At 68.4% G+C, this 25,492-nt stretch carries 22 protein-coding genes and 4 pseudogenes; 21 read left to right on the top strand and 5 right to left on the bottom strand.

Translation table 11 applies throughout. From position 1 onward, the window contains the following. Window positions 1-131 precede the first annotated feature (131 nt). From ACQ859_RS12900 to ACQ859_RS12850, 11 genes and pseudogenes are all read left to right on the top strand, one after another. Window positions 132-602, top strand: a complete 471-nt coding sequence (locus ACQ859_RS12900) for a Panacea domain-containing protein (protein ID WP_431266108.1) — start codon at window positions 132-134, stop codon at window positions 600-602. After that, a complete protein-coding gene (locus ACQ859_RS12895; RefSeq protein WP_431266107.1) occupies window positions 599-1,015 on the top strand; it encodes a hypothetical protein in 417 nt (138 codons plus the stop codon). Before ACQ859_RS12900 ends, ACQ859_RS12895 begins: the two co-directional genes overlap by 4 nt. 110 nt (window positions 1,016-1,125) lie before the next feature. Next, window positions 1,126-3,727: pseudogene (gene mutS / locus ACQ859_RS12890) on the top strand (DNA mismatch repair protein MutS). 21 nt (window positions 3,728-3,748) lie between these two features. Then, window positions 3,749-4,585: an alpha/beta fold hydrolase gene (locus ACQ859_RS12885; RefSeq protein ID WP_431266106.1), complete on the top strand. Its 837-nt coding sequence runs from the start codon at window positions 3,749-3,751 to the stop codon at window positions 4,583-4,585. A gap of 160 nt (window positions 4,586-4,745) precedes the next feature. Then, window positions 4,746-6,422, top strand: a complete 1,677-nt coding sequence (locus ACQ859_RS12880; protein WP_431266105.1) for a CTP synthase — start codon at window positions 4,746-4,748, stop codon at window positions 6,420-6,422. A gap of 52 nt (window positions 6,423-6,474) precedes the next feature. Continuing rightward, entirely contained in the window at window positions 6,475-6,762 is a 288-nt protein-coding gene (locus ACQ859_RS12875; protein WP_088405490.1) for a DUF1330 domain-containing protein, read from the top strand. Between the two features lie 173 nt (window positions 6,763-6,935). After that, the gene (gene eno, locus ACQ859_RS12870) at window positions 6,936-8,222 is read left to right on the top strand and encodes a phosphopyruvate hydratase (protein WP_088405489.1); all 1,287 of its coding nucleotides are present in this window, start codon (window positions 6,936-6,938) and stop codon (window positions 8,220-8,222) included. Between the two features lie 94 nt (window positions 8,223-8,316). Next, window positions 8,317-8,586: a cell division protein FtsB gene (ftsB, locus tag ACQ859_RS12865; RefSeq protein ID WP_431047403.1), complete on the top strand. Its 270-nt coding sequence runs from the start codon at window positions 8,317-8,319 to the stop codon at window positions 8,584-8,586. Window positions 8,587-8,655: 69 nt separating this feature from the next. Continuing rightward, a pseudogene (gene pnuC / locus ACQ859_RS12860) lies at window positions 8,656-9,299 on the top strand (nicotinamide riboside transporter PnuC). A gap of 69 nt (window positions 9,300-9,368) precedes the next feature. Next, the gene (locus ACQ859_RS12855; RefSeq protein ID WP_431266104.1) at window positions 9,369-10,049 is read left to right on the top strand and encodes an AAA family ATPase; all 681 of its coding nucleotides are present in this window, start codon (window positions 9,369-9,371) and stop codon (window positions 10,047-10,049) included. Window positions 10,050-10,173: 124 nt separating this feature from the next. Then, window positions 10,174-11,955 (top strand): bifunctional metallophosphatase/5'-nucleotidase, encoded by a 1,782-nt coding sequence (locus tag ACQ859_RS12850; protein ID WP_431266103.1) that lies wholly within the window; start codon window positions 10,174-10,176, stop codon window positions 11,953-11,955. A 146-nt stretch (window positions 11,956-12,101) separates the two neighbouring features. Here the strand turns inward: ACQ859_RS12850 and ACQ859_RS12845 are convergent, their stop codons facing one another. Both ACQ859_RS12845 and ACQ859_RS12840 read right to left on the bottom strand, forming a co-directional pair. Then, the gene (locus ACQ859_RS12845; RefSeq protein WP_431266102.1) at window positions 12,102-13,082 is read right to left on the bottom strand and encodes an Hsp33 family molecular chaperone HslO; all 981 of its coding nucleotides are present in this window, start codon (window positions 13,080-13,082) and stop codon (window positions 12,102-12,104) included. Window positions 13,083-13,102: 20 nt separating this feature from the next. After that, window positions 13,103-13,648: a gamma carbonic anhydrase family protein gene (locus ACQ859_RS12840; protein ID WP_431266101.1), complete on the bottom strand. Its 546-nt coding sequence runs from the start codon at window positions 13,646-13,648 to the stop codon at window positions 13,103-13,105. 29 nt (window positions 13,649-13,677) lie between these two features. On the opposite strand from ACQ859_RS12840, the gene ACQ859_RS12835 reads away from it, so the two are divergent. Together ACQ859_RS12835 and ACQ859_RS12830 are read left to right on the top strand one after the other, a co-directional pair. Continuing rightward, window positions 13,678-14,526: a ferritin-like domain-containing protein gene (locus ACQ859_RS12835; RefSeq protein WP_431266100.1), complete on the top strand. Its 849-nt coding sequence runs from the start codon at window positions 13,678-13,680 to the stop codon at window positions 14,524-14,526. Window positions 14,527-14,695: 169 nt separating this feature from the next. Next, window positions 14,696-15,589: a DMT family transporter gene (locus ACQ859_RS12830; protein ID WP_431266099.1), complete on the top strand. Its 894-nt coding sequence runs from the start codon at window positions 14,696-14,698 to the stop codon at window positions 15,587-15,589. Window positions 15,590-15,629: 40 nt separating this feature from the next. Here ACQ859_RS12830 and ACQ859_RS12825 read toward each other — a convergent pair whose 3' ends face one another. Beyond that, window positions 15,630-16,103: an Lrp/AsnC family transcriptional regulator gene (locus ACQ859_RS12825; protein ID WP_431258205.1), complete on the bottom strand. Its 474-nt coding sequence runs from the start codon at window positions 16,101-16,103 to the stop codon at window positions 15,630-15,632. Window positions 16,104-16,268: 165 nt separating this feature from the next. On the opposite strand from ACQ859_RS12825, the gene ACQ859_RS12820 reads away from it, so the two are divergent. Then, window positions 16,269-17,588 carry an aspartate aminotransferase family protein gene (locus tag ACQ859_RS12820; protein WP_431266098.1) on the top strand — a complete coding sequence of 440 codons (1,320 nt, stop codon included), beginning with the start codon at window positions 16,269-16,271 and terminating at the stop codon, window positions 17,586-17,588. Window positions 17,589-17,753: 165 nt separating this feature from the next. On the opposite strand, the gene ACQ859_RS12815 is transcribed toward ACQ859_RS12820, so the two are convergent. After that, complete coding sequence (locus tag ACQ859_RS12815; RefSeq protein ID WP_431266097.1) at window positions 17,754-18,194, bottom strand: DUF3052 domain-containing protein; 441 nt, start codon at window positions 18,192-18,194, stop codon at window positions 17,754-17,756. 37 nt (window positions 18,195-18,231) lie between these two features. On the opposite strand from ACQ859_RS12815, the gene ACQ859_RS12810 reads away from it, so the two are divergent. The 7 genes and pseudogenes from ACQ859_RS12810 to ACQ859_RS12780 all read left to right on the top strand — a co-directional run bounded on the left by ACQ859_RS12810 (window position 18,232) and on the right by ACQ859_RS12780 (window position 24,827). After that, window positions 18,232-19,182: a DMT family transporter gene (locus ACQ859_RS12810; RefSeq protein WP_431266096.1), complete on the top strand. Its 951-nt coding sequence runs from the start codon at window positions 18,232-18,234 to the stop codon at window positions 19,180-19,182. 356 nt (window positions 19,183-19,538) lie between these two features. Next, window positions 19,539-20,276, top strand: coding sequence for a PIG-L deacetylase family protein (locus tag ACQ859_RS12805; protein WP_431258210.1), 738 nt, complete (start codon window positions 19,539-19,541; stop codon window positions 20,274-20,276). Between the two features lie 147 nt (window positions 20,277-20,423). Beyond that, window positions 20,424-21,419: a succinylglutamate desuccinylase/aspartoacylase family protein gene (locus ACQ859_RS12800; protein ID WP_431266095.1), complete on the top strand. Its 996-nt coding sequence runs from the start codon at window positions 20,424-20,426 to the stop codon at window positions 21,417-21,419. 22 nt (window positions 21,420-21,441) lie between these two features. Then, window positions 21,442-22,125, top strand: a complete 684-nt coding sequence (locus tag ACQ859_RS12795; RefSeq protein ID WP_431266094.1) for a DsbA family oxidoreductase — start codon at window positions 21,442-21,444, stop codon at window positions 22,123-22,125. Between the two features lie 274 nt (window positions 22,126-22,399). Then, window positions 22,400-23,457 (top strand): annotated as a pseudogene (locus ACQ859_RS12790) (recombination-associated protein RdgC). Window positions 23,458-23,482: 25 nt separating this feature from the next. Beyond that, window positions 23,483-24,315, top strand: a pseudogene (locus ACQ859_RS12785) (AraC family transcriptional regulator). 86 nt (window positions 24,316-24,401) lie between these two features. Beyond that, on the top strand, window positions 24,402-24,827 hold the full coding sequence (locus tag ACQ859_RS12780; protein WP_431266093.1) for a cupin domain-containing protein: 426 nt from the start codon (window positions 24,402-24,404) through the stop codon (window positions 24,825-24,827). Between the two features lie 69 nt (window positions 24,828-24,896). Here ACQ859_RS12780 and ACQ859_RS12775 read toward each other — a convergent pair whose 3' ends face one another. Further along, the gene (locus tag ACQ859_RS12775; RefSeq protein WP_431266092.1) at window positions 24,897-25,478 is read right to left on the bottom strand and encodes a methylated-DNA--[protein]-cysteine S-methyltransferase; all 582 of its coding nucleotides are present in this window, start codon (window positions 25,476-25,478) and stop codon (window positions 24,897-24,899) included. Window positions 25,479-25,492 lie beyond the last annotated feature (14 nt).

Here is a 25,492-nt window from a genome sequence, read left to right as displayed (position 1 = left end):
ACGCCGATCAAACAGAGCCCTCCCCTTGGAGGGCTTTGTCGTTTTTGGCGCGAACGGTTGAAGCGTGGGCGGTGGGAGCAGACCTAGCATGGCTGCAAGCATTTCGCACAACGATCCGAGAGGTGAACGCCATGCCCTCCACTGCCAAGAAGATCTCCGAGTACATCCTTGCCGCCTTCCAGGAAGTAGGTGATCCCATCACGACGGCCAAGCTCCACAAGCTGCTGTACTACGTGCAGGGCTGGCACCTTGCACATTTCGATGAACCCGCATTCCCGGAACGCCTGGAGGCCTGGATGCATGGGCCGACCTGCCCGGCAGTCCACGACCTCTACAACGGACATTGGGGGCGTCCAATCGTGGAGGCCATCGAACAGCCGCAGGACCTCGACGAACGGTTGCGGCATCTGGTTGATGACGTCATCAGGCTCTATGGTGGGGACACCGGCTACGCGCTGTACCTGATCACACGGCAGGAAGACCCGTGGAAAGAGGCCCGTGTCGGGTTGTCCAACCATCACGAAGGCTGCACCGAAGAGATCAGCCACGAATCGATGAAGCGGTTCTTCCAGGCCGAAGATGTCCGACCGGAGGTCGCATGAAACGGCGCCCGCCATCCCAGGTTGCGGTCCGCGAGCATCTGCTGCGCGGCATTCCGGACAATCTGATGAAATTCTCCTTCCGCCTGATGAACTCCACGCACAAGTTTGGCGAGGAGCACGCCTCGGAAGCGCCGGCCTACTTGCGACACCTGCTGCATCGCCTTCGAGCGCTCTCGTCGCTTCAGGTCAGGGAATTCCGCGCAGGCAAGGAGAAGTCCATGCGCGCGCATCGACACCATTGGCACGAGACGACGGAATCGCAAGGCTTCCCTCGTCTGAGCGGCGAGTGGGACGGCCACGAAGCCTGGCAGCTCCAACTCAGCGCCAACAAGCACGGGCGCGTCCACGGCATCCTGGTCGACGAAGTGTTCTACATCGTCTGGCTGGATCCCGAACACCGCCTCTACCAATGAGCCCGGAGCGCCCGACCATGAACGGCCATGCCCTACACTCGTCCCCCAACTCCCCTCCACAGCGCCCTCCGACCGAGGGCGTTGTCCATTTGCCACCCCCACCGCCCCCGATGACCAGCGCCGCCCCCGCCGACTTCAGCCACCACACGCCGATGATGCAGCAGTATTTCGGCCTCAAGGCCGAGCATCCGGACACGCTGCTTTTCTACCGGATGGGGGACTTCTACGAGGTGTTCTTCGACGACGCCCGCAAGGCCAACGCGCTCCTGGATGTCACGCTGACCACCCGCGGCCAGAGCGGCGGCGAACCGGTCGTCATGGCCGGCGTGCCGGTGCACTCCCTGGAGTCCTACCTCGCCAAGCTGCTCAAGCTCGGCGAGTCCGTCGCGATCGCGGAGCAGACCGGCGAAGTCGGCGCCACCAAGGGACCGGTCGAGCGCAAGGTGGTGCGCGTCGCCACGCCCGGCACCGTCACCGAGTCCGAACTGCTGGCCGACAAGCAGGACTCGATCCTGTTGTCCATCGCGACGCAGGGCAAGACCTTCGGCCTGGCCTGGCTCTCGATGACGCAGGGGCAGATCGGCCTGGCGCAATGCGGCGAGCGCGACCTGCCCTCGTGGATCGCCCGCCTGTCGCCGGCGGAGGTCCTGGTCGACCGCGAGAAGCACCCCCAGGCCGTGCTGGCCGCCAAGCTGCCCATCACCAATCGCCAGAGCTGGCAGTTCGACGCCAATCTGGGCGCCCGCAAGCTCTGCGAGCAGCTCGGGGTCGTCAACCTGCAAGGCCTCAACGCGCAGGACCTGCCCGCCGCCCATGCGGCTGCCTCCTGCCTGCTGTCCTATGCCGAGAGCACCCAGGGCACCCGCGCGCTGAAGCACGTGAAGGGCCTGCGGGTGCTGCGGACGTCGGACCTGCTCGACCTGCCGCCCGCCACGCAACGCAACCTGGAGCTGACACAGACGCTGCGCGGCGAGACCTCACCGACGCTGCTGTCGCTGCTGGATTCGTGCCGCACCGGCATGGGCAGCCGCGCGCTGCGTTTCTGGCTGCTGCATCCCGAGCGCGAACGCACCGTCGCCCGCGAACGCCAGGACGCCATCGCCGAACTGATGAGCACCGGTTTCGAGCCCCTTCGGGAAGCCTTCCGGCAGGTCTCCGACGTCGAGCGCATCGCCGCGCGCGTGGCGCTCCGCCAGGTGCGCCCGCGCGAACTGGCCGGCCTGCGCGCAACGCTGCTGATCCTGCCCGAACTGGCCCAGACCGTCCCCGGCGGCTCGGCCCTGCTCGAGCAACTGTCCGAAGGCCTGCGGGCCTCGCCGCACATCGCCGAGCTGCTGACCCGCGCGATCGCCGAGGAACCCCAGGCGCTGATCCGCGAAGGCGGCGTGATCGCCAAGGGCTTCGACGAGGAACTCGACGACCTGCGCGCCGTGCAGACCGACTGCGACCAGTTCCTGCTCGCGATGGAGGTCCGCGAACGTGCGCGCACCGGCATCGGCAACCTGCGGGTCAAGTTCAACAAGGTGCATGGCTTCTACATCGAGGTCACGAACAGCGGCCTCGAGAAGATCCCCGCCGACTACACGCGCCGCCAGACGCTGACGAACGCCGAGCGCTTCATCACCCCCGAACTCAAGGCCTTCGAGGACAAGTCGCTGTCCGCGAACGAACGCGCGCTGGCCCGCGAAAAGATGCTCTACGAGCTGGTCATCGACCAGCTCACCGAGGAGCTGCCGGCGCTGAGCCGGCTGGCCCGATCGCTGGCGTCGCTGGACGTGCTGGCCGCGCTGGCGGAACGCGCGGCGACGCTGAACTGGTGCCGCCCCGAATTCGTCCCGCATCCCTGCATCGACATCCAGGGCGGGCGCCACCCGGTGGTCGAGGCGCGGCTGCGCGAGACCGGCGCCGGCGAGTTCATGGCCAACGACTGCCGGCTCGACGCCCGCACCAAGCTGATGGTCATCACCGGCCCGAACATGGGCGGCAAGAGCACCTTCATGCGGCAGGTGGCGCTGATCGCGCTGCTGGCGGCCATGGGCGCCTACGTGCCGGCGACCGCCTGCCGGCTCGGCCCGATCGACGCCATCCACACCCGCATCGGCGCGGCGGACGACCTCGCCAACGCGCAGTCGACCTTCATGCTGGAGATGACCGAGGGCGCCGCGATCCTGCATGCCGCCACCGAGCAGTCGCTGGTGCTGATGGACGAGATCGGTCGCGGCACCTCGACCTACGACGGCCTGGCGCTGGCCGGCGCGATCGCGACCCATCTGCACGACAAGTGCCGCGCCTTCACGCTGTTCGCGACGCACTACTTCGAGCTGACGGAGTTCCCCGCCAAGCACCCGCAGGCGGTCAACATGCATGTGTCGGCGGTCGAGAGCGGCGAGGACATCGTCTTCCTGCACGAGATCCAGCCCGGACCCGCCAGCCGCAGCTACGGCGTGCAGGTCGCGCGCCTGGCCGGCATGCCAGGCCCGGTGGTGCGACAGGCCCGCGCGGCGCTGGAAGCCCTGGAGGCACGGGCCAGCGAGGGCGAAGCGCAGATCGACCTCTTCGCGCCGCCGCCCGAACCCGCGCCGGGCGCGGCGGCCGAGGAACCCTCCGAACTGCTGGACGCGCTGCGCGACGCTCGATCCCGACACGCTGAGCCCGCGCGAGGCCCACGCGGCGCTGTACCAGCTCAAGCTGCTGGCCACCGGCCGCGCCTGACCTCGACGCCACGCCCGCCCCATGGACGCCACCAGGACCATCGTCTTCTCGCATGCCAACGGGTTCCCGGCGGGCTGCTATCGCGTGCTGTTCGACCGTTGGCGCGAGGCGGGCTGGACCGTGCACGCGCTGCCGCGCATCGGCCACGATCCGCGGTATCCGGTCACCAGCAACTGGCCGCACCTGCGCGACGAGCTGCTGCACTTCATCCAGGACGAGGTCAGACCGACCGCGCCGGTGATGCTGATCGGGCACTCGCTCGGCGGGCTGCTGTCGCTGCTGGCCGCCTGCCGCAAGCCGGCGCTGGCGCGGGGGCTGGTGATGCTGGACTCGCCGGTGATCGACGGCTGGCGTGCGCACAGTCTGCAGGTCGCGAAGTCGGCCGGTTTCATCAAGCGCGTCTCGCCGGGCAAGGTCTCGCACCAGCGGCGCTACGAATGGCCCAGCCTCGACGAGGCACACGCGCATTTCGCCGCCAAGGGCAAGTTCGCGCGCTGGGATCCGCGCGTGCTGAAGGACTACATCGCCAGCGGCTTCGACGCGCACGAGGACGGCCAGGTGCGCCTGGGCTTCACGCGCGAGATCGAGACCCGCATCTACAACACGCTGCCGCACAACCTGCCACGCATCCTGAGGGGCCACGCGCCCAAGTGTCCGGTGGCGTTCATCGCGGGCACCCAGTCCGAGGAACTCCGGCAGGCCAACGCCGCCGGCTCCAAGGCGCTCGCCAAGGACCTGTTCCGCTGGTTCGAAGGGACCCACCTCTACCCCTTCGAAAGACCCGACGACACCGCCGAACTGGTGCTCCAACTGATGGACACCATCGCCGCCAGAAGGGCCGAACAAGGAGGCCCCTGAGGGCCGACTCATCAAGCGAAGCCCGTGGGTCGGCTCCGCCGAGCCACCGGGCTTGCCCCCTTGAGGGGGCGGGCGGAGCCGGTAGGGGGTGGGCCTATAATCGCGCTTTACCACCACGGCGTTTTCGGTTTCCCGCTCGGAAAACCGGCGCTGCAAGACAATGACCAAGTACGTCTTCGTCACCGGCGGTGTCGTGTCCTCTCTCGGCAAGGGCATCGCATCAGCCTCTCTCGCGGCCCTTCTCGAGTCCCGCGGCCTCAAAGTCACCCTGATCAAGCTGGATCCCTACATCAACGTGGATCCGGGCACGATGTCGCCGTTCCAGCACGGTGAAGTGTTCGTGACGGACGACGGCGCGGAGACCGACCTCGACCTGGGTCACTACGAGCGCTTCATCACCACGCGGATGAAGAAGAGCAACAACTTCACCACCGGACAGATCTACATGTCGGTGCTGGAGAAGGAGCGCCGCGGCGACTACCTTGGCAAGACCGTCCAGGTCATCCCGCACATCACCAACGAGATGCAGGACTTCATCCGTCGCGGCGCCGGTCACGGCACGCCGGACGCGGTGGACGTGGCGATCGTCGAGATCGGCGGCACGGTCGGCGACATCGAGTCGCTGCCCTTCCTCGAAGCCGCGCGCCAGATGAGCCTGAAGATGGGCCCGACGAACGTCGCCTTCGTGCACCTGACCTACGTGCCGTGGATCGCCGCGGCTGGCGAGCTCAAGACCAAGCCCACGCAGCACACGGTGCAGAAGCTGCGCGAGATCGGGATCCAGCCCGACGCGCTGCTGTGCCGCGCCGACCGCCGCGTGCCGGACGACGAGCGCGAGAAGATCTCGCTGTTCACGAACGTGCCCGAGTACGGCGTGATCTCGATGTGGGACGTGAACACCATCTACAAGGTGCCGCGCGTGCTGCACGAGCAGGGCCTGGACCAGCTGATCTGCACCAAGCTGCAGCTCAACACCAAGTCCACCGACCTGAAGCGCTGGGACACGCTGGTGAACGAGGTCGAGAACCCCAAGACCGAAGTCACCATCGCCATGTGCGGCAAGTACACCGACCTGTCGGACAGCTACAAGTCGCTGAACGAGGCGCTGCGCCACGCCGGCATCCACAACCACGCCCGCGTCAACATCGAGTATGTGGACTCGGAGACGCTGGACGCGGAACACTCGAAGCAGCTCGACAAGTACGACGCGATCCTGGTGCCGGGCGGCTTCGGCAAGCGCGGTGTCGAGGGCAAGATCCTCGCTGCCCAGTACGCCCGCGAGCACAAGACGCCCTACCTGGGCATCTGCCTGGGCATGCAGGTCGCGACCATCGAGTACGCACGCCACAAGGCGCACCTGGACGGCGCGAACTCGACCGAGTTCGAACCCGACGCGCCCCACAAGGTGATCGCGCTGATCGACGAATGGCAGGACGCGGACGGCTCGATCCAGAAGCGCACCGCCCAGTCGGACCTCGGCGGCACGATGCGCCTGGGCGCGCAGAGCTCCGACGTCAAGCCGGGCACGCTGGCCTACGAGATCTACGGTCCGGTCGTGAACGAGCGTCACCGCCACCGCTACGAGGCCAACGAGCAGTACCTGGACCAGCTCCAGGACGCCGGCCTGGTGATCTCGGCGATCACGCAGCGCGAGAAGCTGACCGAGATCGTCGAGCTGCCGCGCAACGTGCACCCCTGGTACATGGGCGTGCAGTTCCACCCGGAGTTCAAGTCGACCCCGTGGGACGGCCACCCGCTGTTCATCGCGTTCATCAAGGCCGCGCTGGAACACAAGGCCAAGGCCGGTCACGAGGTCAGCGCCCCCGCGGCGGCCTGAGCCCCTCGGGATCCGGGACGACTTCAGACACCAACGATCAGAGACACCGCCCATGCCCGCCTTCATCATTGCCGACGTGACCGTGACGGACGCCGACCAGATGGCCAAGTACCGCGAATGGAGCACGAAGGCGATGCAGGAGCATGGCGCGGAAGTGCTGGTCCGCGGCGGCGCGTTCGAGGTGCTGGAAGGCCCGTGGACGCCGAACCGCCTGGTGGTGCTGAAGTTCCCCGACCGCGAGGCGGCCAAGGCCTTCTACGCCTCCGAGACCTACCAGCATGCCAAGTCGCTGCGCGAGCACGCCGGCGTCATGCGCATGATCGTGGTCGACGGCGTCTGATCCCCCGCCATGCCCCGCACGAGCCATCGCGCCGCCAGCCTGTCCAGACGGACGGCGAGCGGTCCGGTGGCTTTTTTCGTCCCCCATTCAGGCCGCAGGTTGTTCAGCACAGGTAACCCGTTGCTGGCACCATGCGCGCCGACCGAGTTTTTTCACTTCTGGAGACTGTTCCCATGAGCGCCATTGTTGACATCGTCGGCCGAGAGATCCTCGACAGCCGCGGCAACCCCACCGTGGAATGCGACGTGCTGCTGGAGTCCGGCGTGATGGGCCGCGCCGCCGTGCCGTCGGGTGCCTCGACCGGCTCGCGCGAAGCCATCGAACTGCGTGACGGCGACAAGTCGCGTTACCTGGGCAAGGGCGTGCTGAAGGCCGTCGAGCACATCAACACCGAGATCTCGGAAGCCGTGCTGGGCCTGGACGCCTCCGAGCAGGCCTTCCTGGACAAGACCCTGATCGATCTGGACGGCACCGAGAACAAGAGCCGCCTGGGCGCGAACGCCATGCTGGCCGTGTCGATGGCCGTGGCGCGCGCCGCCGCGGAAGAATCGGGCCTGCCGCTGTACCGCTACTTCGGCGGCATGAGCGGCAACCAGCTGCCGGTGCCGATGATGAACGTCATCAACGGCGGCGCGCACGCCAACAACTCGATCGACCTGCAAGAGCTGATGATCATCCCCGTGGGCGCGCCGTCGTTCCGCGAGGCGCTGCGCTGGGGCGCGGAAGTCTTCCATGCGCTGAAGAAGATCATCGACGCCAAGGGCATGTCGACGGCCGTCGGCGACGAAGGCGGTTTCGCCCCGAACGTCGAGAACCACGAAGCCGCGATCCAGATGATCCTGGAAGCGATCGACAAGGCCGGCTACACCGCCGGCGAGCAGATCGCCCTGGGCCTGGACTGCGCCGCCAGCGAGTTCTACAAGGACGGCAAGTACGTGCTGGAAGGCGAAGGCGGCATCCAGCTGACGGCCGAACAGTGGACCGACATGCTGGCCACCTGGGTCGACAAGTACCCCATCATCTCGATCGAGGACGGCATGGCCGAAGGCGACTGGGACGGCTGGAAGCACATCACCGAGAAGCTCGGCGACAAGGTGCAGCTGGTGGGCGACGACCTGTTCGTCACCAACACCAAGATCCTGAAGGAAGGCATCGACAAGGGCATCGCCAACTCGATCCTGATCAAGATCAACCAGATCGGCACGCTGACCGAGACCTTCGCCGCCATCGAGATGGCCAAGCGCGCCGGCTACACGGCCGTGATCTCGCACCGCTCGGGCGAGACCGAGGACTCGACCATCTCCGACATCGCCGTCGGCCTGAACGCCGGCCAGATCAAGACCGGTTCGCTGTCGCGCTCGGACCGCATGGCCAAGTACAACCAGCTGCTGCGCATCGAGGAAGACCTGGGCGACGTGGCGGTGTACCCGGGCCGCGCGGCGTTCTACAACCTGCGTTGATCCCACGCCGGACGTCCGCTGCGCGGGCGCTCCCCGCGTTCGAAGGGCAGGCCCGAGGGCCTGCCCTTTTTCGTTGCAGCTAAACTCGCGGCCTGTGAAAGCCCTGGCCATCGTCCTCACCGCGTTCCTTGTCGCCATCCAGGCCCAGCTCTGGTTCGGCAAGGGCGGCCTGGCCCGCGGCGTCCAGCTGCGCGCCGAACTGCGCGAGCAGGCCGACGCCAACGAGAAGGCCCGCGCGCGCAATGCGCAGCTGCAGGCCGAGCTGCTCGACCTGCGCGAAGGCCTCGAGATGGTCGAGGAGAAGGCGCGCATGGAACTGGGCATGGTCAAGCCGGACGAGGTCTTCGTGCCGCTGCGCCGCTGAGGCGCCGGGACCACGCGACAATCGCTCTTCCGAACTTCCCCTCCCGCAGCCCCTCCCCGCAATTCCCGCATGCTTTCGCCGATGGATGCCGTGCTCGCCTGGGCGCTCTCGCCCGCCTTCCATGCCCTCGGGAGCCCGATCAGCTGGCTGGAGCTCGTCGCCTTCGCGCTCGCGATCTGGATGGTCGTGTGCAACATGCGCGTGCAGGTCATGGCGTGGCCGCTGGCGCTGACCAGTTCGCTGCTGTACTTCCTGCTGTTCTGGAGCGGCAAGCTCTACGGCGAGGCCTCGCTGCAGCTGCTGTTCGCGGGGCTCGCGCTGTGGGGCTGGTGGCAGTGGATGCGCGGCCGCACCGCGGACGGCGACACCTTGCACGTGCGCACGCTGGGTCCGAAGGGCCGCCTCACCGCCGTGCTGTTCACGCTCGCGGCCTGGCCGCTGCTGGGGCTGTTCCTGCAGCACCGCACCGATTCCCCCTCCCCTATTGGGACGCCCTCCCGACGGTGGCCAGCATCACCGGCCAGTGGCTGCTCGGCCGCAAGTACCAGGAGAACTGGCCCGTCTGGGTGATGGTCAACCTGGTCAGCATCGGGCTGTTCGCGCTCAAGGGCTACTGGCTGACGGTCGTGCTGTATGCGGTGTTCGTGCCGATGTCGGTGGCCGGTTGGCGCGCCTGGCAGCGCCAGTTGCGGCCGGCGGCGATCGCCGCTTGAACGCGCCCGATCTCGCGCCTCCGCCGGCCTGATGCGCTTGCGCCCACGCACTCCGACACCCGCCCCGCCATGACGCTGCACATCGCCCTGGTCGGCGCCGAGAGCAGCGGCAAGAGCCGCCTCGGCGTCGCGCTGCTGGAGCACCTGAGCGCTCAGACGCGGCTGCGCTGCGCGCTGGTCGACGAGTACCTGCGCGAGTGGTGCGAGCGCGAGTTGCGCACGCCGCGCCCCGACGAGCAGCGCGAGATCGCCGAGGAACAATGGCACCGCGCCGAAGCGGCCGCCGCGGACCACGACCTCGTCCTGCACGACACCACGCCGCTGATGACCGCCGTCTACAGCGAGCAGCTGTTCGACGACACCAGCCTCTACCCCTTCGCCATGCAGGTCCAGGCCCGCATGGATGCCACGCTGCTGATGGCGCTGGATCTGCCCTGGATCGCCGACAACATGCGCGACGGCCCGCACGCGCAGCAGCCCACGGACCGCCTGCTGCGCCGCGCGCTGCGCGACGCGGGCCTGGGCTACAGCCTGGTCTCGGGCAGCGGCCCGGAGCGGCTGCAGCAGGCGCTCAATGCGCTCGGCCCGCTGCTGAGGCCCCATCTCGGTCGCGAGGACGGCCTCTTCGGCCGCCTGCTCCAGCGCGAGGAAAGCCTGGGCGGCGATGGACGCTGGCTAGGCTGCGAACTCTGCGACGACCCGGCCTGCGAGCACGCCAGCCGCACCACCGAGCGACGGCCGCGCGCCTGAACGCCGCACTCACGGACCCGCCACAGACGCGAGGCACAATCCGCCGCTTCGCCACCGCAAACATTTGCGGAGCGCTGGCGTTTCGCGATTTCAGAGATTCACGGCGTTCCTGGAGCCTTCCCCGATGAACCGTCCTTCCGTCCGCCGCCCGTTGGGTGCCCTGTCGATGCTGCTGAGCGCGGCCCTGCTCGCCGCCTGCGGATCGCTGAGTTCCTCCGGACCGCAGGCACCCCTGCCGCCGTCGCTGGACGCGCCGGGCGCCGCCAAGACCCTCCAGGCCGCAAGACCTGCCACCGCGACGGTCGCCGTCAAGGTGCTGGCGATCAACGACTTCCACGGCAACCTGCTCCTGCCGGCCGGCGGCATCAAGCTGCCCGACCCGCAGAACCCCGACAAGACGATCACGCTGGATGCCGGCGGCGCCGAGCGCATGGCCACCGTCGTCGCGCAGATCAAGGCGAAGAATCCCAACCACGTGTTCGTGGCCGCGGGCGACCTGGTGGGCGCGAGCCCGCTGCTGTCGGCGCTGTTCCATGACGAGTCGACGATCGAATCGCTGGGCATGATGGGGCTGGACATCTCCTCCGTCGGCAATCACGAGTTCGACCAGGGCATCGAGGAACTGCTGCGCAAGCAGCGCGGCGGCTGCCACCCGAAGGACGGCTGCAAGGGACCGACCGAGTTCAAGGGCGCGAAGTACCAGTACCTTGCCGCCAGCACCATCGACGAGAAGACCGGCCAGTCCGTGCTGCCGGCCTACGCGATCAAACGCTTCGACGGCGTGTCGGTGGGCTTCATCGGCCTGTCGCTGAAGGGCACGCCGGAGCTGGTCAGCCCGACCGGCATCCGCGGCCTGCGCTTCGACGACGAAGCCGAGACGATCAACCGCCTGATCCCCGAGCTGGAGCGCCAGGGCGTGCACGCGTTCGTGGTCCTGATCCACGAAGGCGGCTATCCGACCGGCGGCATCAACGACTGCCCGGCGATCTCCGGTCCGATCGTCGACATCGTCAAGAAGCTGGACAAGCGCGTCGGCCTGATCGTGTCGGGCCACACGCACCGCGCCTACAACTGCCGCATCGACGGCCGGCTGGTCACCAGCGGCGACAAGTACGGCACGCTGGTCACCGAGATCGACCTGACCCTGGACCGCACCACCGGCACGATGACCGAGGCACGCGCCAACAACGTCGTGGTGCGCCCGGAAACCGCGAAGGATCCGCGCCAGACGCTGCTGATCAGCAGCTACCAGCACGTGGCGCAGCCGTTGATCGAGCGCCAGGTCGGCTTCCTCGCGCAGGCGCTGAGCAAGGAAGGCGACGACAAGAGCGACGGCGGCGGCACGACCATGGGCCAGCTCGTGGCCGACGCGATGCTGGCCGCGACGCGCGCGCCGGAGAACGGCGGCGCGCAGGTCGCGTTCCAGAACAACGGCGGCGTCCGCACCGGACTCATCCATCGCGCGGACGACACGGTCACTTTCGGCGATCTCTTCGCGGCGCTGCCGTTCTCGAACGCATTGGTCGTGGTGGAGCTGTCAGGCGCGCAGCTGCAGGCCGTGCTGGAAGAACAATGGTGGGCCAACGACCCGAAGAAATTCCTGCCGCTGCAGACCTCGCAAGGCTTCAGCTACCGCTGGGACAACCGCCGTCCGTTCGGCTCGCACGTGGTGCCCGGAAGCATGACGCTCAACGGCAAGGCGATCACGCCGGACCAGAAGGTCCGCGTCACCATCAACAACTTCCTGCAGGTCGGCGGGGACAGCTTCAAGACCTTCACGACCGCGCGGCTGGTGCAGACCGGGCCGATGGACGTGGAAGCGCTGGAGGCCTACTTCAAGGCCCACGGAAACCAGCGCGTGAAAGCCACGGCGCTGGATCGGGTCGTGCGCGTGGATACGCCCTGACGATCCGGACAACGACTTCGGAAAGCCAAGCGCGGGCTCTCCGCGACGCAGGGGGCATCGCGTCCGCGAACCCCCAGCATCACTCCGGCCCCACAAGCGCTCGCTGACCCCCGTTCTTGGCGCAGCGGCGCTGTGAAGCGTCGTCGTTATTGGACGTTCTTCGAGCCGGGGGCCTGGTTCTGCGGGTCGGTGAAGAGTTCACCGACATCCACCGGGTCGAAGACATAGTGGTTGCCGCAGAACTCGCAACCGATCTCGACACCACCGAGCTCCGCCAGGATCTCGTCGACTTCCTGTCTGCCCAGACCCAGCAGCATGCGGCCCACACGCTCGCGCGAGCAGGTGCACGCAAAGCGCGGGTACTGCGGATCGAAACGGCGGACGTTCTCTTCCCAGAACAGGCGGCGCAGGATGGTGTCGCTGTCCAGCGTCAGCAGCTCTTCCGCCGTCAAGGTCGCGGCCAGCATGCTGATGCGGTTGTAGGCATCCTCCATCTCCTCGCGCGCGACGCCTGACGTGGCCCCCGCCTCGAGGTTGCCCTCGCCCTCGATCGGCAGGCGCTGGATCAGCAGGCCGGCGGCAAGCTGGTCGTTGGCGGCCAGCACCAGCGTGGTCTCGAGCTGCTCCGACTGCCGCATGTAGTGCTGCAGCACGTCGCTGAGCTTCTCCAGCGGCTGCCCCTGCGGTCCGCTCAGCGGCACGACGCCCTGGTAGGGCTGCTGGCCCGGCAGGCGGTCCTTGGGATCGAGCGTGATCGCGACACGGCCCTGGCCGTGCACGTTGAGCATCTGCTGAAGGGTCGCGTCGTCGACCACCGTCTCGCGCGTCTTCGCGGTGGAGCGGAAGCTCGCGTCCGGCTGCACTTCGACGACCGCCAGCTTCAGCGGCCCGTCGCCCATCACCTGGAAGATCAGCGCGCCATTGAACTTGATGTTGGCCTGCATCAGCACGCCGGCCGCGGTCATCTGGCCGAGCAGGTCGCGCACCGCCTGCGCCAGCGGCTCCTTGCGGCGGCCGAGCAGTTCCTTCCAGCTGTCGTCGAGCCGGACCAGCATGCCGCGCACGGGCAGGCCTTCGAAGAGGAATTTGTGGAGCTCGCTCGGAGCGGGCTTGATGGTCGTGGCCATGGGGTTCCTTTGAATTCGAGTTATCTGGGGGCGGATTGAGGATCGTCAATGCGGACGAGTTCCTCGGCGTAACGCTGGCCGTTCCTGACGTAATGGGCGGCGCTCATGGCCAGGCCCTGGATCTGCTGCGGCGTGAGCTCGCGCACGACGCGGGCGGGCGAGCCGACGATGAGGCTACCGTCGGGGAATTCCTTGCCTTCGGTGACCAGCGCGCCGGCGCCGACCAGGCAGTTGGCGCCGATGCGCGCGCCATTGAGCACGACCGCGCCGATGCCGATGAGCGCGTTGTCGCCGACGGTGCAGCCGTGCAGCATGACCTGGTGGCCGACGGTGACGTTGCGGCCGAGGACCAGCGGCATGCCGGCGTCGGCGTGCAGGACGCTGCCGTCCTGGATGTTGCTGCCGGCGCCTATGGTGAGGTGCTCGCTGTCGCCGCGCAGGACGGCGTTGAACCAGACGCTGACGTCGTCCTCGAGCGTGACGCGGCCGACGACCTGCGCGCTCTCGGCGACCCAGACGCCGGTGCCGAGTTCCGGCGTGTGTTCGCCGAGGCGGTAGACGGCCATGCGGTTCTCCAAAAGGGATAATTCTACGAATGGAACTTCGATCCCGCGCGCTGCACGTGCTTCTGATCGCGGAGCCGCAGGCCAAGGCGCTCGCGGCCCGCGAGTTGTACGACGCGGCCATCGCCGCCGAGGCTGAGGCCAGCGAGCGGCAAGAGGCCGGCGACGACGACATGGGCGCTGTCGGCGCTGTCTCGCTCGACACCGCCGCCCTCCTGACTCCGGACACCGAGCCACCCGGCCGCCCGGAGCGGCCGCGGCTGCTCGCGGCACTGCAGGTGGGCTCGCGTTCTCCGTTCACGCCGGAGGGCCGCGCGGCGCTGATCCACGCGATCGCGCACATCGAGTTCAACGCGATCAACCTGGCGCTGGACGCGGTGTGGCGCTTCCCGGGCATGCCGCGCCAGTACTACCTCGACTGGCTGCAGGTGGCGTCCGAGGAGGCGCTGCACTTCACGCTGCTCGACGAACATCTGCGCGGTCTCGGCAAGTCCTACGGCGACTTCGACGCGCACGACGGCCTGTGGACGATGGCCATGCGCACGGCGGGCGACGTGCTCGCGCGCATGGCGCTGGTGCCGCGCACACTGGAAGCGCGCGGGCTGGACGCTACACCGCCGCTGCAAGCGAAGTTCGCCAAGGCCGGCGACGCCCGCGCGGTGGAGATCCTGGACGTGATCCTGCGGGACGAGGTCGGCCATGTGCGCATCGGCAACCACTGGTACCGCCACCTGTGCCGCGAGCGCGGACTGGACCCGCTGACGCTGTATCCCGAGCTCGTCGAGCGCTACGAGGCACCGAGGCTGCGCCCGCCGTTCAACGTCGAGGCGCGCAGCGCCGCCGGCTTCAGCGACGAAGAAATCGCCTACCTGAGCAGCTGACCGCAGCACTGCCTGCCAACTCCGGCTGCTGCTGCTGCTGCTGCTGCTGCTGCTGCTGCTGCTGCTGCTGCTGCTGCTGCTGCTGCTGCAAGCCTCCCCTGCCAGCCCAAGAAGGCTGACCCGCCCGTGCCATCCGGCGCGGGCACCGAGATCCCCGACACTCCCTCCCATGACCCGCATCCAAGCCAACCTGCTGCTGACCCTCATCGCGATGATCTGGGGCTCGGCCTTCGTCGCCCAGGCCCATGGGATGGAGAGCATCGGTCCGATGATGTTCACCGGCATCCGTTTCCTGATCGGCGCGCTGGTCGTGCTGCCGCTGATCGTGCGCGAGCGGCGCGCCCCGGGCGCGACCGTGCTGCGCGGCAGCGACGCGCTGAAGATCATGGGACTGGGCGCGCTGCTCACCACGGGCGCGGCGCTGCAGCAGATCGGCATCCAGTACACCTCGGTGACCAACGCCGGCTTCCTGACCGCGCTGTACGTGCCGCTGGTGCCGCTGCTGGGTTGGCTGGTGCTGCGCCACCTGCCGCACTGGTCGGTGTGGCCGGGCGCGCTGGCTTGCCTGGTGGGCGCCTTCCTGCTGTCGGGTGCGCATGAGCTGAACATCGGCGTGGGCGACGCCTGGGTCATCGCGTCCTCGCTGCCGTGGGCGGTGCACGTGCTGCTGATCGGCATGGTCGCGGACCGGATGAACGCGCCGTTCACCGTCGCGGGCGGGCAGTTCCTCTTCTGCGGCGTCGTGTCGCTGGCGTGGGCGCTGGGCTTCGAGTCGTGGAGCTGGGCCGGCATCGAGGCCGCGGCCGGACCGATCCTCTACACCGGCGTGCTGTCGGTGGGCGTGGCCTTCACGGGCCAGGTCGTCGCGCAGCGTTACGCGCATGCGGCGGACGCCGCGATCATCCTGTCGTCCGAGACGCTGTTCGCCGCCGTCTTCGGCTACCTGATGATGGGCGACCGCCTCAACGGCGCCGGGCTGCTGGGCTGCGCGCTGATCCTCGGCGCGATGCTGCTGATCCAGCTGCTGCCGATGCTGCGCGTGCTGCGGCCGCGCACGGCCTGACCCTCGCCGCCGAGCGTCGATCCGACGCCCAGTCCAACGCTCATTCCAACGGAAACGCGCTCGTCTTCTTGACGGTGCGCAGCACCAGCATCGAGTTCGCCTTCGCCACGCCGGGCAGCTGCATGAGCACGTGCGTGTGCAGGCGCTCGAGGTCCTCGGCGTCCTTGTAGGCGAAGCGCAGCAGGTAGTCGTTGCTGCCGGCAACGTAGAAGCAGTCGAGGATGTCGGGCGCGTCCTTCACCGCCTGCTCGAACTCGGCCAACGCGGCGGGCGTCATGCGCTCGACGTTGACGATGGTCCAGCTGGTGCCGGGCTTGCCGATCGCCTTCGGATTGAGCAACGCGACGACGCGGTCGATCACGCCGGAATCCTCCAGCCGCTTGACCCGCCGCAGGCAGGCCGAGGCCGACAGGTGGACCTGCTGCGCGAGGTCCTGATTCGAGATGCGCGCATCGCGCTGCAAGACCGCGAGGATCGCGCGGTCGATCGCATCCAGTTGCACTTCCTTGATCATGAGCGGCATTCTGTTCGAAGAATTTCGACCCAGGCCGCAGTAGATTGCGCCGCCTCGGGTTTTCCCGCCGCCGGAACGCTCACCGATTGCGCCTGGGCTTGCCTAGACTGGCTGCATCGACCACGCGCGCCGAACGCGCGCTCCGAACACGCTCCGGGAGTCCCCATGTCCACCTCCGCCCGCCCCGACCTCGACGCCTACTGGATGCCGTTCACGGCGAACCGCCAGTTCAAGCAGTCGCCGCGCCTGCTGACGCGCGCCGACGGCATGTTCTTCACCGACGACCAGGGTCGGCAGATCCTGGACGGCGTCGCGGGCCTGTGGTGCGTGAACGCGGGGCACAACCGGCCGCGCATCGTGAAGGCGATCCAGGAGCAGGCGGCGGAGCTCGACTTCGCGCCGCCGTTCCAGATGGCGCACCCGAAGGCGTTCGAGCTGGCGTCGCGGCTGGCGGAGATCGCGCCGGAGGGCATGAACAAGGTGTTCTTCACCAACTCCGGGTCGGAGTCGGTGGAGACCGCGCTGAAGATCGCGCTGGCCTACCACCGCGTCCGCGGCGAGGGCCAGCGCACGCGCCTCATCGGCCGCGAGCGCGGCTACCACGGCGTCAACTTCGGGGGCATGTCGGTGGGCGGCATGGTCGCGAACCGCAAGATGTTCGGCTCGCTGCTGGCCGGCGTCGATCACCTGCGCCACACGCACGACATCGCCCGTAACGCCTTCAGCGTCGGCCTGCCGCCCCACGGCGCGGAACTGGCCGACGACCTCGAGCGCATGGTCGCGCTGCACGACGCGTCGACGATCGCCGCGGTGATCGTGGAGCCGGTGGCCGGCTCGGCCGGCGTGCTGATCCCGCCGCAGGGCTACCTGCAACGCCTGCGCGAGATCTGCGACAGGCACGGCATCCTGCTGATCTTCGACGAGGTCATCACCGGCTTCGGCCGCACCGGCAGCCCGTTCGCGGCGCAGACCTTCGGCGTGACGCCGGACCTGATGACGGTGGCCAAGGGCCTGACCAACGGCTGCGTGCCGATGGGCGCGGTGTTCGCGCAGCAACGCATCCACGACACCTTCATGACCGGGCCGGAGCACCTGATCGAGTTCTTCCACGGCTATACCTACTCGGCGCATCCGCTGGCCTGCGCGGCGGGCCTCGCGACGCTGGACACCTACGCGGAGGAAGGCCTGCTGACGCGCGCGTCGGAACTGCAGGGCTACTTCGCCGAGCAGCTGCATTCGCTGCGCGGTGAGCCCAACGTCATCGACGTGCGCAACCTCGGTCTGGTCGGCGGCGTCGAGCTGTCGCCGCGCGCGGGCGAGCCGACCAAGCGCGCGTTCGAGACCTTCCTCGACTGCTGGCAGCAAGGCGTGCTGATCCGGACGACCGGCGACATCCTGGCCCTGTCGCCGCCGCTGATCGCGGAGCGGGAACACCTGGATCGAATGATCGATGCGATCCGCGTGGCGTTGCGGCGGTTGAAGTGAGGACGCTTTCCACCTTCAACAGCTCTAGCGTTGGCCGCCAGAGCGCAGGGCTGTCAGACCTTCGGTCCTCCAGCGCTCGTCGGCGTCGTTCAGTCCACTGGACTGAACTCGGTCCGCCTCTCCCTTGGCGTCAAGCGCCAAGACCCCGCGCTCTGCCGTCCCCGATCACTTGCTGACTGCCCGCAGTTCCTTGCGGACGACCAGCTTGAGCCCCGACCACACCTCGCTCACCGCACAGACCTTCACGTCGACCCAGCCGAGCGGCAGGCACTCCTCGCGGATGACGTCCTCGGTGATCGTGGTCGGGACCTTCGACGCCTTCTTCGGCCAGGAGATCCACAGCGCCGCGTCGTCCCGCAGCTTGGCGCGCAGCGCCTTGAGCTGATGCGCGATGTCCTGGCGCTCGACGAGAAACACATGCGCGACATCGACGGTCGCCGACGGCTGCTTCACGCGCGTGACGCCCTCGGGCATCGGCGCGAGCCAGTCCTCGTAGCCATCGGGCGCACTCAAGGTCCACAGCGTGCTGCCCGCCTGGATCCCCAGCTTGCGTGCGAGGGGCGTTCCCGAGTAGCCCGCCGCCGTCGTTTCCACCCCTGTCGCCATGCCTGATCCCTCCCTGCGTCGGGCATCATCACCCACCATGTCCAGCGCCACAACCGACCAGAAACCCGCAGCCGTCGAGGGCGCACACGGCCACCACGTCCCGTGGCTCTCCTACCTGAGCCTGGCCGCCAGCACCAGCGTGATCGGCAGCTACGTCGGCCTGTCCAAGCTGCTGGTCGTCGTCTTCCCGGTCTTCCTGCTGGCCTTCCTGCGCTTCGGCATGGCCGCCGTGTTCATGCTGCCCTGGCTCAGGCGCGGACCGGCCGAGAAGCCGCTCACCGGCCGCACGCGCTTCCTGCTCTTCCTCGAATCCTTCTTCGGCAACTTCCTGTTCTCGATCTGCCTGCTGTTCGGGATGAAGCACAGCTCGGCCGTCGTGGCCGGCGTGATCATGGCCGGCATCCCGGCGACCGTCGCGTTGATGAGCTGGCTCTTCCTGCGCGAACGCATCGCGCCGCGGACGCTGTTCGGCATCGCCATGGCGGTCGGCGGCATCGCGATGGTGGCGCTCGACCGCCACGGCGGCGGTGAACACCTGGGCGACACCTCCGCCTGGGGCGCGCTGCTGCTGGTCGGGGCCATGTGTTGCGAGGCCAGCTATGTCGTCATCGGCAAGAAACTCACCGCGGACCTGCCGCCGCGCCGCATCAGCGCGCTGATCAACCTCTGGGGCCTGGTGCTCGTCACGCCGCTGGGTCTGTGGCAGGCCGTCGACTTCGACTTCGGCACCGTCGCCGTCAAGGACTGGGGACTGCTGCTCTTCTATGCGATCGCCGCCAGCACCGTCACGGTCTGGCTCTGGATGAAGGGCCTGCAGCACGTCAGCGCCGCCAAGGCCGGAGTCTTCATGGTGTTCCTGCCGATCTCGACCGCGCTCGTCGGGCTGGTCCTGCTCGGCGAACAGATGAGCGGCATCCAGCTGCTCGCCTATGCACTGGCGCTCGGCGGCGTCGTGCTGGCGACCTGGCCGGGTCGCCCCTCCTCCTGAGCACCAACCGGTCTTGTCGGGGATTACACCGGTCTTCGTCTAGTTTTACTACCAATGTAATACCATTTGCGGAGCCGGCCCGCTAAGATGGGTCGATCGAACTTGCCCGGACGGCTGACGCCCGGGCCGCCAACGCCCCGCCGATGAACGCGAACGCCCCTTCCCCGGCTCCTACGCCTAGTTTTCCGACAACCGTCCGCCCCGCCGCCAGCCAGGCCGACTGGGAAAGCTGGATCGCCAGCTGGTATGCCGTCCTGCGGCAACCCGTGCGTACCGGTGTGAGTCCTTTGGCGCAGACGCCGGTCACGGATGGTTCCGGTACCACCTCCAGCGTTCCTCCTCAGCGTTCGCCGCACGTGCTCGTCTTCGCGCCGCATCCGGACGACGAGTGCATCGTCGGCGCGTTGCCGCTGCGGCTGCGCCAGGAGGCCGGCTGGCGCGTCACCAACATCGCCGTCACACTGGGCAGCAAACAGGACCGCCGCGCCGAGCGCTGGACCGAACTCGGCGCCGCCTGCGACGTGCTGGGCTTCGACCTGCGGCTGCTCGCCGCCGACGGCTTCGAGCAGGTGAAGCCGGAAGCCGCCGCCGCGCGCACGCCGCTGTGGCAGCAGCAGGTCCGGCTGGTGGCCGAACTGCTGGTCGCCGAGAAACCGGCGCTGATCCTCGTGCCGCATGCGGGCGACGGCATCCCGACGCACATCGGCGTCCACCTGCTCGTCAGCGAGGCGCTCGCGCAGGCCAGGATCTCCACCGTCTTCGCCCACACCGAGTTCTGGGCCACGCAGCCGTCGCCGACGACGCTCATCGAGACCGGTCAGCGCGACACCGCGCTGCTGGTGCGGGCGCTGGCCTGCCACCACGGCGAGATCGCCCGCAATCCGTATCACCTGCGCCTGCCGGCCTGGATGGCCGACAACGTGCGCCGCGGCGGCGAGCTGCTCGCCGGTCCGGGCGAGGCGCCGCCGGACTTCGCCTTCGGCACGCTGTACCGCCTGACGCGCTGGGTCGACGGCGTTGCCGTCGGCGAACTGCCGAACACGCATTGGTCCTGCGACGCAGCGCTCGACCCGTCCGCGCTGCTCGGCGGCTGAGCGACCGCCGCTCGGCGCCGCACCGCGCTTCAACTTCAACTCATCGCCGCCCGCGCTTTCGGCATACGCGCCGCGCACGCGGAAGCGACGCGCGGCCTCGTGCAGGCCTATGCTTCGGGTTCCTTCTTCGAGCCCTTCCGCCACGCCATGAGCGACGCCCGCACCGATCACCCGACCCACCTCCGCGTCCACCAGTTCGCCGGCCTCCAGCCCGGCCCCAAGCTGCTGGTGACGGGCGCCGTGCATGGCAACGAGATCGCCGGCGTCAACGGCATCCAGCGCGTCCTGGCGATGCTGGACGAGGGCAAGCTGACGCTGCTCAAGGGCACGCTGACGATGATCCCCATCGTCAACCCGCTGGCCCACCGCCTGCAGCGCCGCGAAGGCGAGCGCAACCTGAACCGCAACCTGCGCGTCAACCCGATCCCGCAGGACTTCGAGGACCGCATCGCCAACCGCCTGTGCCCGTGGATCGCCGCCAGCGACGTGCTGCTGGACCTGCACAGCTTCAACAACCCCGGTCCCGCCTTCGCGATGATCGGCCCGCGCGACAACGACGGCGAGCTGGAACCCTTCCGCCACCAGACCGCCGAGAGCGCGCTGGCGATGGCCGTGGGCACCTCCCGACTCGTCGAGGGCTGGCTGTCCACCTACGCGCTGGGCCTCAAGCGCCGCGCCGATAAGGCCGCGGACGGCTCGCGCAAGATGGCGCTGCAGCAGGATCCGCACTACGGCGTCGGCACCACCGAATACATGCGCAGCACCGGCGGCTACTGCATCACCTTGGAATGCGGCCAGCACGCCGATCCTCAAGGCCCCGAGGTCGCGTTCAAGGCGATCCTGCGCACGCTGGTGCTGCTGGGCATGATCGCGCCCGAGAGCGTCGAGCTCGCCGATCCGAAGCGCCCGGTCGAGCTGCTGCAGCTCTACGAGGTCGTCGACCGAGAGAGCCTGGACGACCGTTTCGAGCGTCCCTGGGCCAGCTTCGACGCGATCGCCGAGGGCGAGCGCATCGGCACCCGCGCGGACGGCACGCCGGTGCTGGCGCCCTCCGGCGGCCGCATCGTCTTCCCCAACAACAACGCGGAACCCGGCCACGAGTGGTTCTACCTCGCAAAGCCCAGCGACCGCGTGTTGTCTTGAGCTTCTGGCTAGAGTCGGCGGCATGAACGACACCACCGCTTCTTCCGCCCAGCCGCTGCAGCCGCTGCGCATCGATTTCGTCTCCGACGTCGCCTGCCCGTGGTGCGCCGTCGGACTGAAGTCGCTGGAGACCGCGCTCGCCCGCGTGCCGGACGTCAAGGTCGACATCCACTTCCAGCCCTTCGAGCTGAACCCGCAGATGGTTCCCGAGGGTGAGGACATCGAGGAGCACCTGACGCGCAAGTACCGCTCCACGCCCGAGCAGCGCAAGGACATCCGCGCCCACCTGAAGCAGCGCGGCGCCGACGTCGGTTTCACCTTCACCGAAGGCGCACGCAGCCGCGTCTGGAACACCTTCGACGCCCACCGCCTGCTGCACTGGGCCGGCCTTCAATCGGCGCAGGCGCAGCGCGACCTGAAGCTCGCGCTGCTGACCGCGTATCACACGAACGGCAAGAACCCGGGCGACCGCGGGACCTTGCTGGAGACGGTGCGCGAGATCGGTCTCGATGCCGCCGAAGCGGCCCGCGTCTTCGACAGCGGCGAATACGCCGACGATGTGCGCGACTCCGAATCGCTGTGGCAGAGCCGCGGCATCACCTCGGTGCCTGCGGTCGTGATCAACGAGAAGTACCTGATCTCGGGCGGCCAGCCGCCGGAGGCCTTCGAGCAGGCGCTGCGCCAGATCGCCTCCGAACAGGCCTGAGCGGATCCCGGTCGGCAGGCAGCGAGTGCCGCTGGGGCCGGAATGGTGCGGGAGGTTCGCGGACGCGAGGCCTCCTGCACCGTGGAGTGCCCGCGCCTGGCCTCCCGAAGTTCATCGGGAAAGGTAACGGTTCCAAACGCAAGGGGGTTGTTCCGCTGCCGTCACCGCCGCCAGAACTGAGACAATCCTCCCATCGTTTGAACGGGGCCCGCGTCCTCCGCGTGGCCCCGTTGTCTTTGCTGTTGCCCTGAAGTTGTCGGGAGATGTCGTCCGTATGTTCAAGAATCTGATCGTTTACCGTCTGTCCACCGACTGGCAGCCCAATGTCGAGAAGCTCGAGGACGCCCTCGAGAACGAGCGTTTCGTCCCCTGCGGCGCCACCGAAGCGCTGTCCGCCGGCTGGGTGCCGCCGCGTGGCGAACCGGGCGCCCGGTTGCTGGAAGAGGTCGGCGACCACTGGCTGCTGAGCCTGCGCATGGAAAAGCGCGTGCTGCCCGGCTCCGTCGTGCGCGAGAAGGTCGACGAGATGGTCGAGCGCATCGAGCTCGAGACTGGCCGCCGCCCCGGCAAGAAGCAGCAGCGCGACATGAAGGACCAGGCCACGCTGGAACTGCTGCCGCGCGCATTCACGCTGCAGTCCCACCTGAAGGTGTGGATCTCCCCAAGCAGGGCTTCCTGATGGTGGACGCGGGCTCGATCGGCAAGGCCGACGAGCTGATCACGCTGCTGGTGAAGGCCGACTCGTCGATCAACCTGCACCTGCTGCAGAGCGCCGAATCGCCGGCCGCCTGCATGGCCGCGTGGCTGATGGACGGCGTGCCGCCGGCGGAGTTCATCATCGACCGCGACTGCGAGCTGAAGGCCGCCGACGAGATGAAGGCCGCGGTGCGCTACGCCCGCCACAACCTGGACACCGACGAGGTGAAGGCGCACCTGACCAGCGGCAAGATGCCCACGCGCCTGGCGATGACCTGGAAGGAACGCGTGTCCTTCACGCTGACGGACACGATGCAGATCAAGGGCATCAAGTTCCTGGACATCGTCTTCGACGGCCGTGACAAGCCGGCCAAGGACGAGGCCTTCGACGTCGACGCGGCCCTCGCGACCGGCGAGCTCTCGCAGCTGATCCCCGACATGATCGAGGGCCTGGGCGGCGAGCTGGACTTCATCGGCCAGTCGGCGAAGATCGCGGCCGAGCACGCGCCGGGCGGCGCGGCGGCCAAGCCGGCTGCATCGGCATCCGCCTCCGACGCTGCCGTGGCGACGACGTCGAAGTCGGCCTCGCCTGCCAAGGACGAAGACCTCGCCGCCGAAGCGGCGCCCTGGGACTGAGCGTCCCGAGCCTGCTGCGTCTGCCATGACACACGCCAGCGCCGCGGACACCGACTGGGTGCGCCACGGCGCAGGCCAGGACGGCCTCGATCGACTCGAGGCCTTTTTCATGGCGAGGCCTACACGCCGCATCGCCATGACACCTATGCCATCGGCAGCACGCTGAGCGGTGTCCAGTCCTTCACCTACCGCTCGTCATTGCGGCACAGCCTGGCCGGGCACACGGTCGTGCTGCATCCCGACGAGCCGCATGACGGGCACGCAGGCACCGACGCCGGTTTCCGCTATCGCATCCTCTACCTGGCGCCTGCGCGGCTGCAGGAGATGCTCGGCGGCGTCGCCCTGCCCTTCGTGCCGGGCGGCGTGTCGACGGATCCTCGACTCGCTCGCGCGACGCGCGCACTGCTGGCGCAGCTCGCCGCACCGCTCGACGCGCTGGAGCAGGACGACGGGCTGCTGGAACTCGCCACCGCCTTGCAGCTCGCGGCCGGCTCGCCGCCGCGACCTGTGCGCGGCGACTACCGCGCCGCCCTGGTCGCGCGCGAATTCATGGACGACCGGCTCGACTGCGCCGTCACGCTGGATGAACTCGCCGATGCCGCAGGGCGCGATCGATGGAGCCTTTCGCGCGACTTCCGCGCCAGCTTCGGCACCAGCCCGTACCGCTACCTCACGCTGAGGCGGCTGGACCTGGCGCGCCGGCTGATGCTCGCAGGACAGCCGCTCGCGGAATGCGCGGTGCAAGCCGGCTTCGCGGACCAGAGCCACCTGACGCGCCAGTTCGCGAGCGCCTTCGGCGTCACGCCGGCGCGATGGCTTCGCATGTCCGGCGCGCCGGCGCCTCGCCGGCTGCCGTAGACGCACGATCGTTCAAGACGGGCCGTCGGCCGGTCGTCAAGATGGGCGCTCCGACAGACTCCTGCGCGCCGATCGCCTTGACCCCCATGACCACCTCGAACGCCACGAACGCCGACAGCACGACTGCTGCCGCCCCGGTCCCGCCGCGGGACTACCGTGCCATCAACCTCGCCGACAAGCTGTCGCTGCTGCATGAACAGTGGTCGCAGCGTGTCGTGGCCGAGATGAACGACTACCAGTTCAAGATCGCCAAGGTCGAAGGCGAGTTCCTCTGGCACGCGCATGCCGAGACCGACGAGACCTTCCTCGTCGTGGCCGGCGAGTTGCGACTGGAGTTCCGCGACGGCGCGGTCACGCTGCGCCCAGGGGAGATGTTCGTCGTCCCGCGCGGCGTCGAGCACAAGCCCAGCGCCGAGCAGGAGACGCACATCCTGGTCGTCGAGCCGCGCGGCGTGGTGAATACCGGCGCGGAAAGCAACGAGCGCACGCAGCCGAACGACCGGTGGGTCTGATCGGAGATCAAGGATCCGATCTCGAAAGACCGGAAGCTCGATCGCCCGGAAGCTCAAAAGCTCAGAAGTTCAGAACAGGTCCTGCTGCTCGCCGACCTGCTGCCCGGTCGCGCGCGCCTCGATCGCGAGGATCTTGAGCTTCGTCACGACGCCGCCCGGCGCGGAGAAGCCGGTGAGGTTCGCCGCCTTGCCGGCCGCGGGCGCGCCCATCACCCGATGGCAGGGCACGATCGGCGGGAACGGGTTGTGGCCTTCGGCGCGGCCGACCGCCCGCGCCGCGCTCGGTTGTCCGAGTCGCGTGGCCACTTCGCCGTAGGTCAGCGTCTGCCCGACCGGGATGCGCCGCGTGAGCGCGAGCACCTCGCGATCGAACGCCGGGACCGCGCTGTCGTCGAGTTCGATCTCGAGCAGGTCGCGCGGCTCGCCGTCGAGCAGCGCACGTACGCCGAGGCACGCCTGCTTCACCGTTTCGGGCAGGCGCTCGAAGTCCGCCTCCTCGCGCGCCGTGGGGAAGCGCACCCACATGCGATCGCGCGTGACGGACAGGCTCTCCTCCGGCAACTGCGACGCGACGATGCCGCGCTCCGTCCACGCGATGCCGCAGTGGCCGAGCACAGTCGGATAGCAATGGAAGAACACCTGCGGCGCCATGGGGCGATGCTGAT

The organism is Roseateles chitinivorans, assembly GCF_050632235.1.
In the GTDB taxonomy this organism is placed as follows: Bacteria; Pseudomonadota; Gammaproteobacteria; order Burkholderiales; family Burkholderiaceae_C; genus Roseateles; species Roseateles chitinivorans_A.
This window is presented reverse-complemented; position numbering and strand designations above follow the sequence as displayed.

Excerpts from the sequence above, each read along its gene's own strand:
- ACQ859_RS12900 (WP_431266108.1), top strand. The coding sequence starts at position 132 with ATGCCCTCCACTGCCAAGAAGATCTCCGAGTACATCCTTGCCGCCTTC.
- ACQ859_RS12895 (WP_431266107.1), top strand. The coding sequence starts at position 599 with ATGAAACGGCGCCCGCCATCCCAGGTTGCGGTCCGCGAGCATCTGCTG.
- ACQ859_RS12885 (WP_431266106.1), top strand. The coding sequence starts at position 3,749 with ATGGACGCCACCAGGACCATCGTCTTCTCGCATGCCAACGGGTTCCCG.
- ACQ859_RS12880 (WP_431266105.1), top strand. The coding sequence starts at position 4,746 with ATGACCAAGTACGTCTTCGTCACCGGCGGTGTCGTGTCCTCTCTCGGC.
- ACQ859_RS12875 (WP_088405490.1), top strand. The coding sequence starts at position 6,475 with ATGCCCGCCTTCATCATTGCCGACGTGACCGTGACGGACGCCGACCAG.
- eno (WP_088405489.1), top strand. The coding sequence starts at position 6,936 with ATGAGCGCCATTGTTGACATCGTCGGCCGAGAGATCCTCGACAGCCGC.
- ACQ859_RS12855 (WP_431266104.1), top strand. The coding sequence starts at position 9,369 with ATGACGCTGCACATCGCCCTGGTCGGCGCCGAGAGCAGCGGCAAGAGC.
- ACQ859_RS12850 (WP_431266103.1), top strand. The coding sequence starts at position 10,174 with ATGAACCGTCCTTCCGTCCGCCGCCCGTTGGGTGCCCTGTCGATGCTG.
- ACQ859_RS12845 (WP_431266102.1), bottom strand. The coding sequence starts at position 13,082 with ATGGCCACGACCATCAAGCCCGCTCCGAGCGAGCTCCACAAATTCCTC.
- ACQ859_RS12840 (WP_431266101.1), bottom strand. The coding sequence starts at position 13,648 with ATGGCCGTCTACCGCCTCGGCGAACACACGCCGGAACTCGGCACCGGC.
- ACQ859_RS12835 (WP_431266100.1), top strand. The coding sequence starts at position 13,678 with ATGGAACTTCGATCCCGCGCGCTGCACGTGCTTCTGATCGCGGAGCCG.
- ACQ859_RS12830 (WP_431266099.1), top strand. The coding sequence starts at position 14,696 with ATGACCCGCATCCAAGCCAACCTGCTGCTGACCCTCATCGCGATGATC.
- ACQ859_RS12825 (WP_431258205.1), bottom strand. The coding sequence starts at position 16,103 with ATGATCAAGGAAGTGCAACTGGATGCGATCGACCGCGCGATCCTCGCG.
- ACQ859_RS12820 (WP_431266098.1), top strand. The coding sequence starts at position 16,269 with ATGTCCACCTCCGCCCGCCCCGACCTCGACGCCTACTGGATGCCGTTC.
- ACQ859_RS12815 (WP_431266097.1), bottom strand. The coding sequence starts at position 18,194 with ATGGCGACAGGGGTGGAAACGACGGCGGCGGGCTACTCGGGAACGCCC.
- ACQ859_RS12810 (WP_431266096.1), top strand. The coding sequence starts at position 18,232 with ATGTCCAGCGCCACAACCGACCAGAAACCCGCAGCCGTCGAGGGCGCA.
- ACQ859_RS12800 (WP_431266095.1), top strand. The coding sequence starts at position 20,424 with ATGAGCGACGCCCGCACCGATCACCCGACCCACCTCCGCGTCCACCAG.
- ACQ859_RS12795 (WP_431266094.1), top strand. The coding sequence starts at position 21,442 with ATGAACGACACCACCGCTTCTTCCGCCCAGCCGCTGCAGCCGCTGCGC.
- ACQ859_RS12780 (WP_431266093.1), top strand. The coding sequence starts at position 24,402 with ATGACCACCTCGAACGCCACGAACGCCGACAGCACGACTGCTGCCGCC.
- ACQ859_RS12775 (WP_431266092.1), bottom strand. The coding sequence starts at position 25,478 with ATGGCGCCGCAGGTGTTCTTCCATTGCTATCCGACTGTGCTCGGCCAC.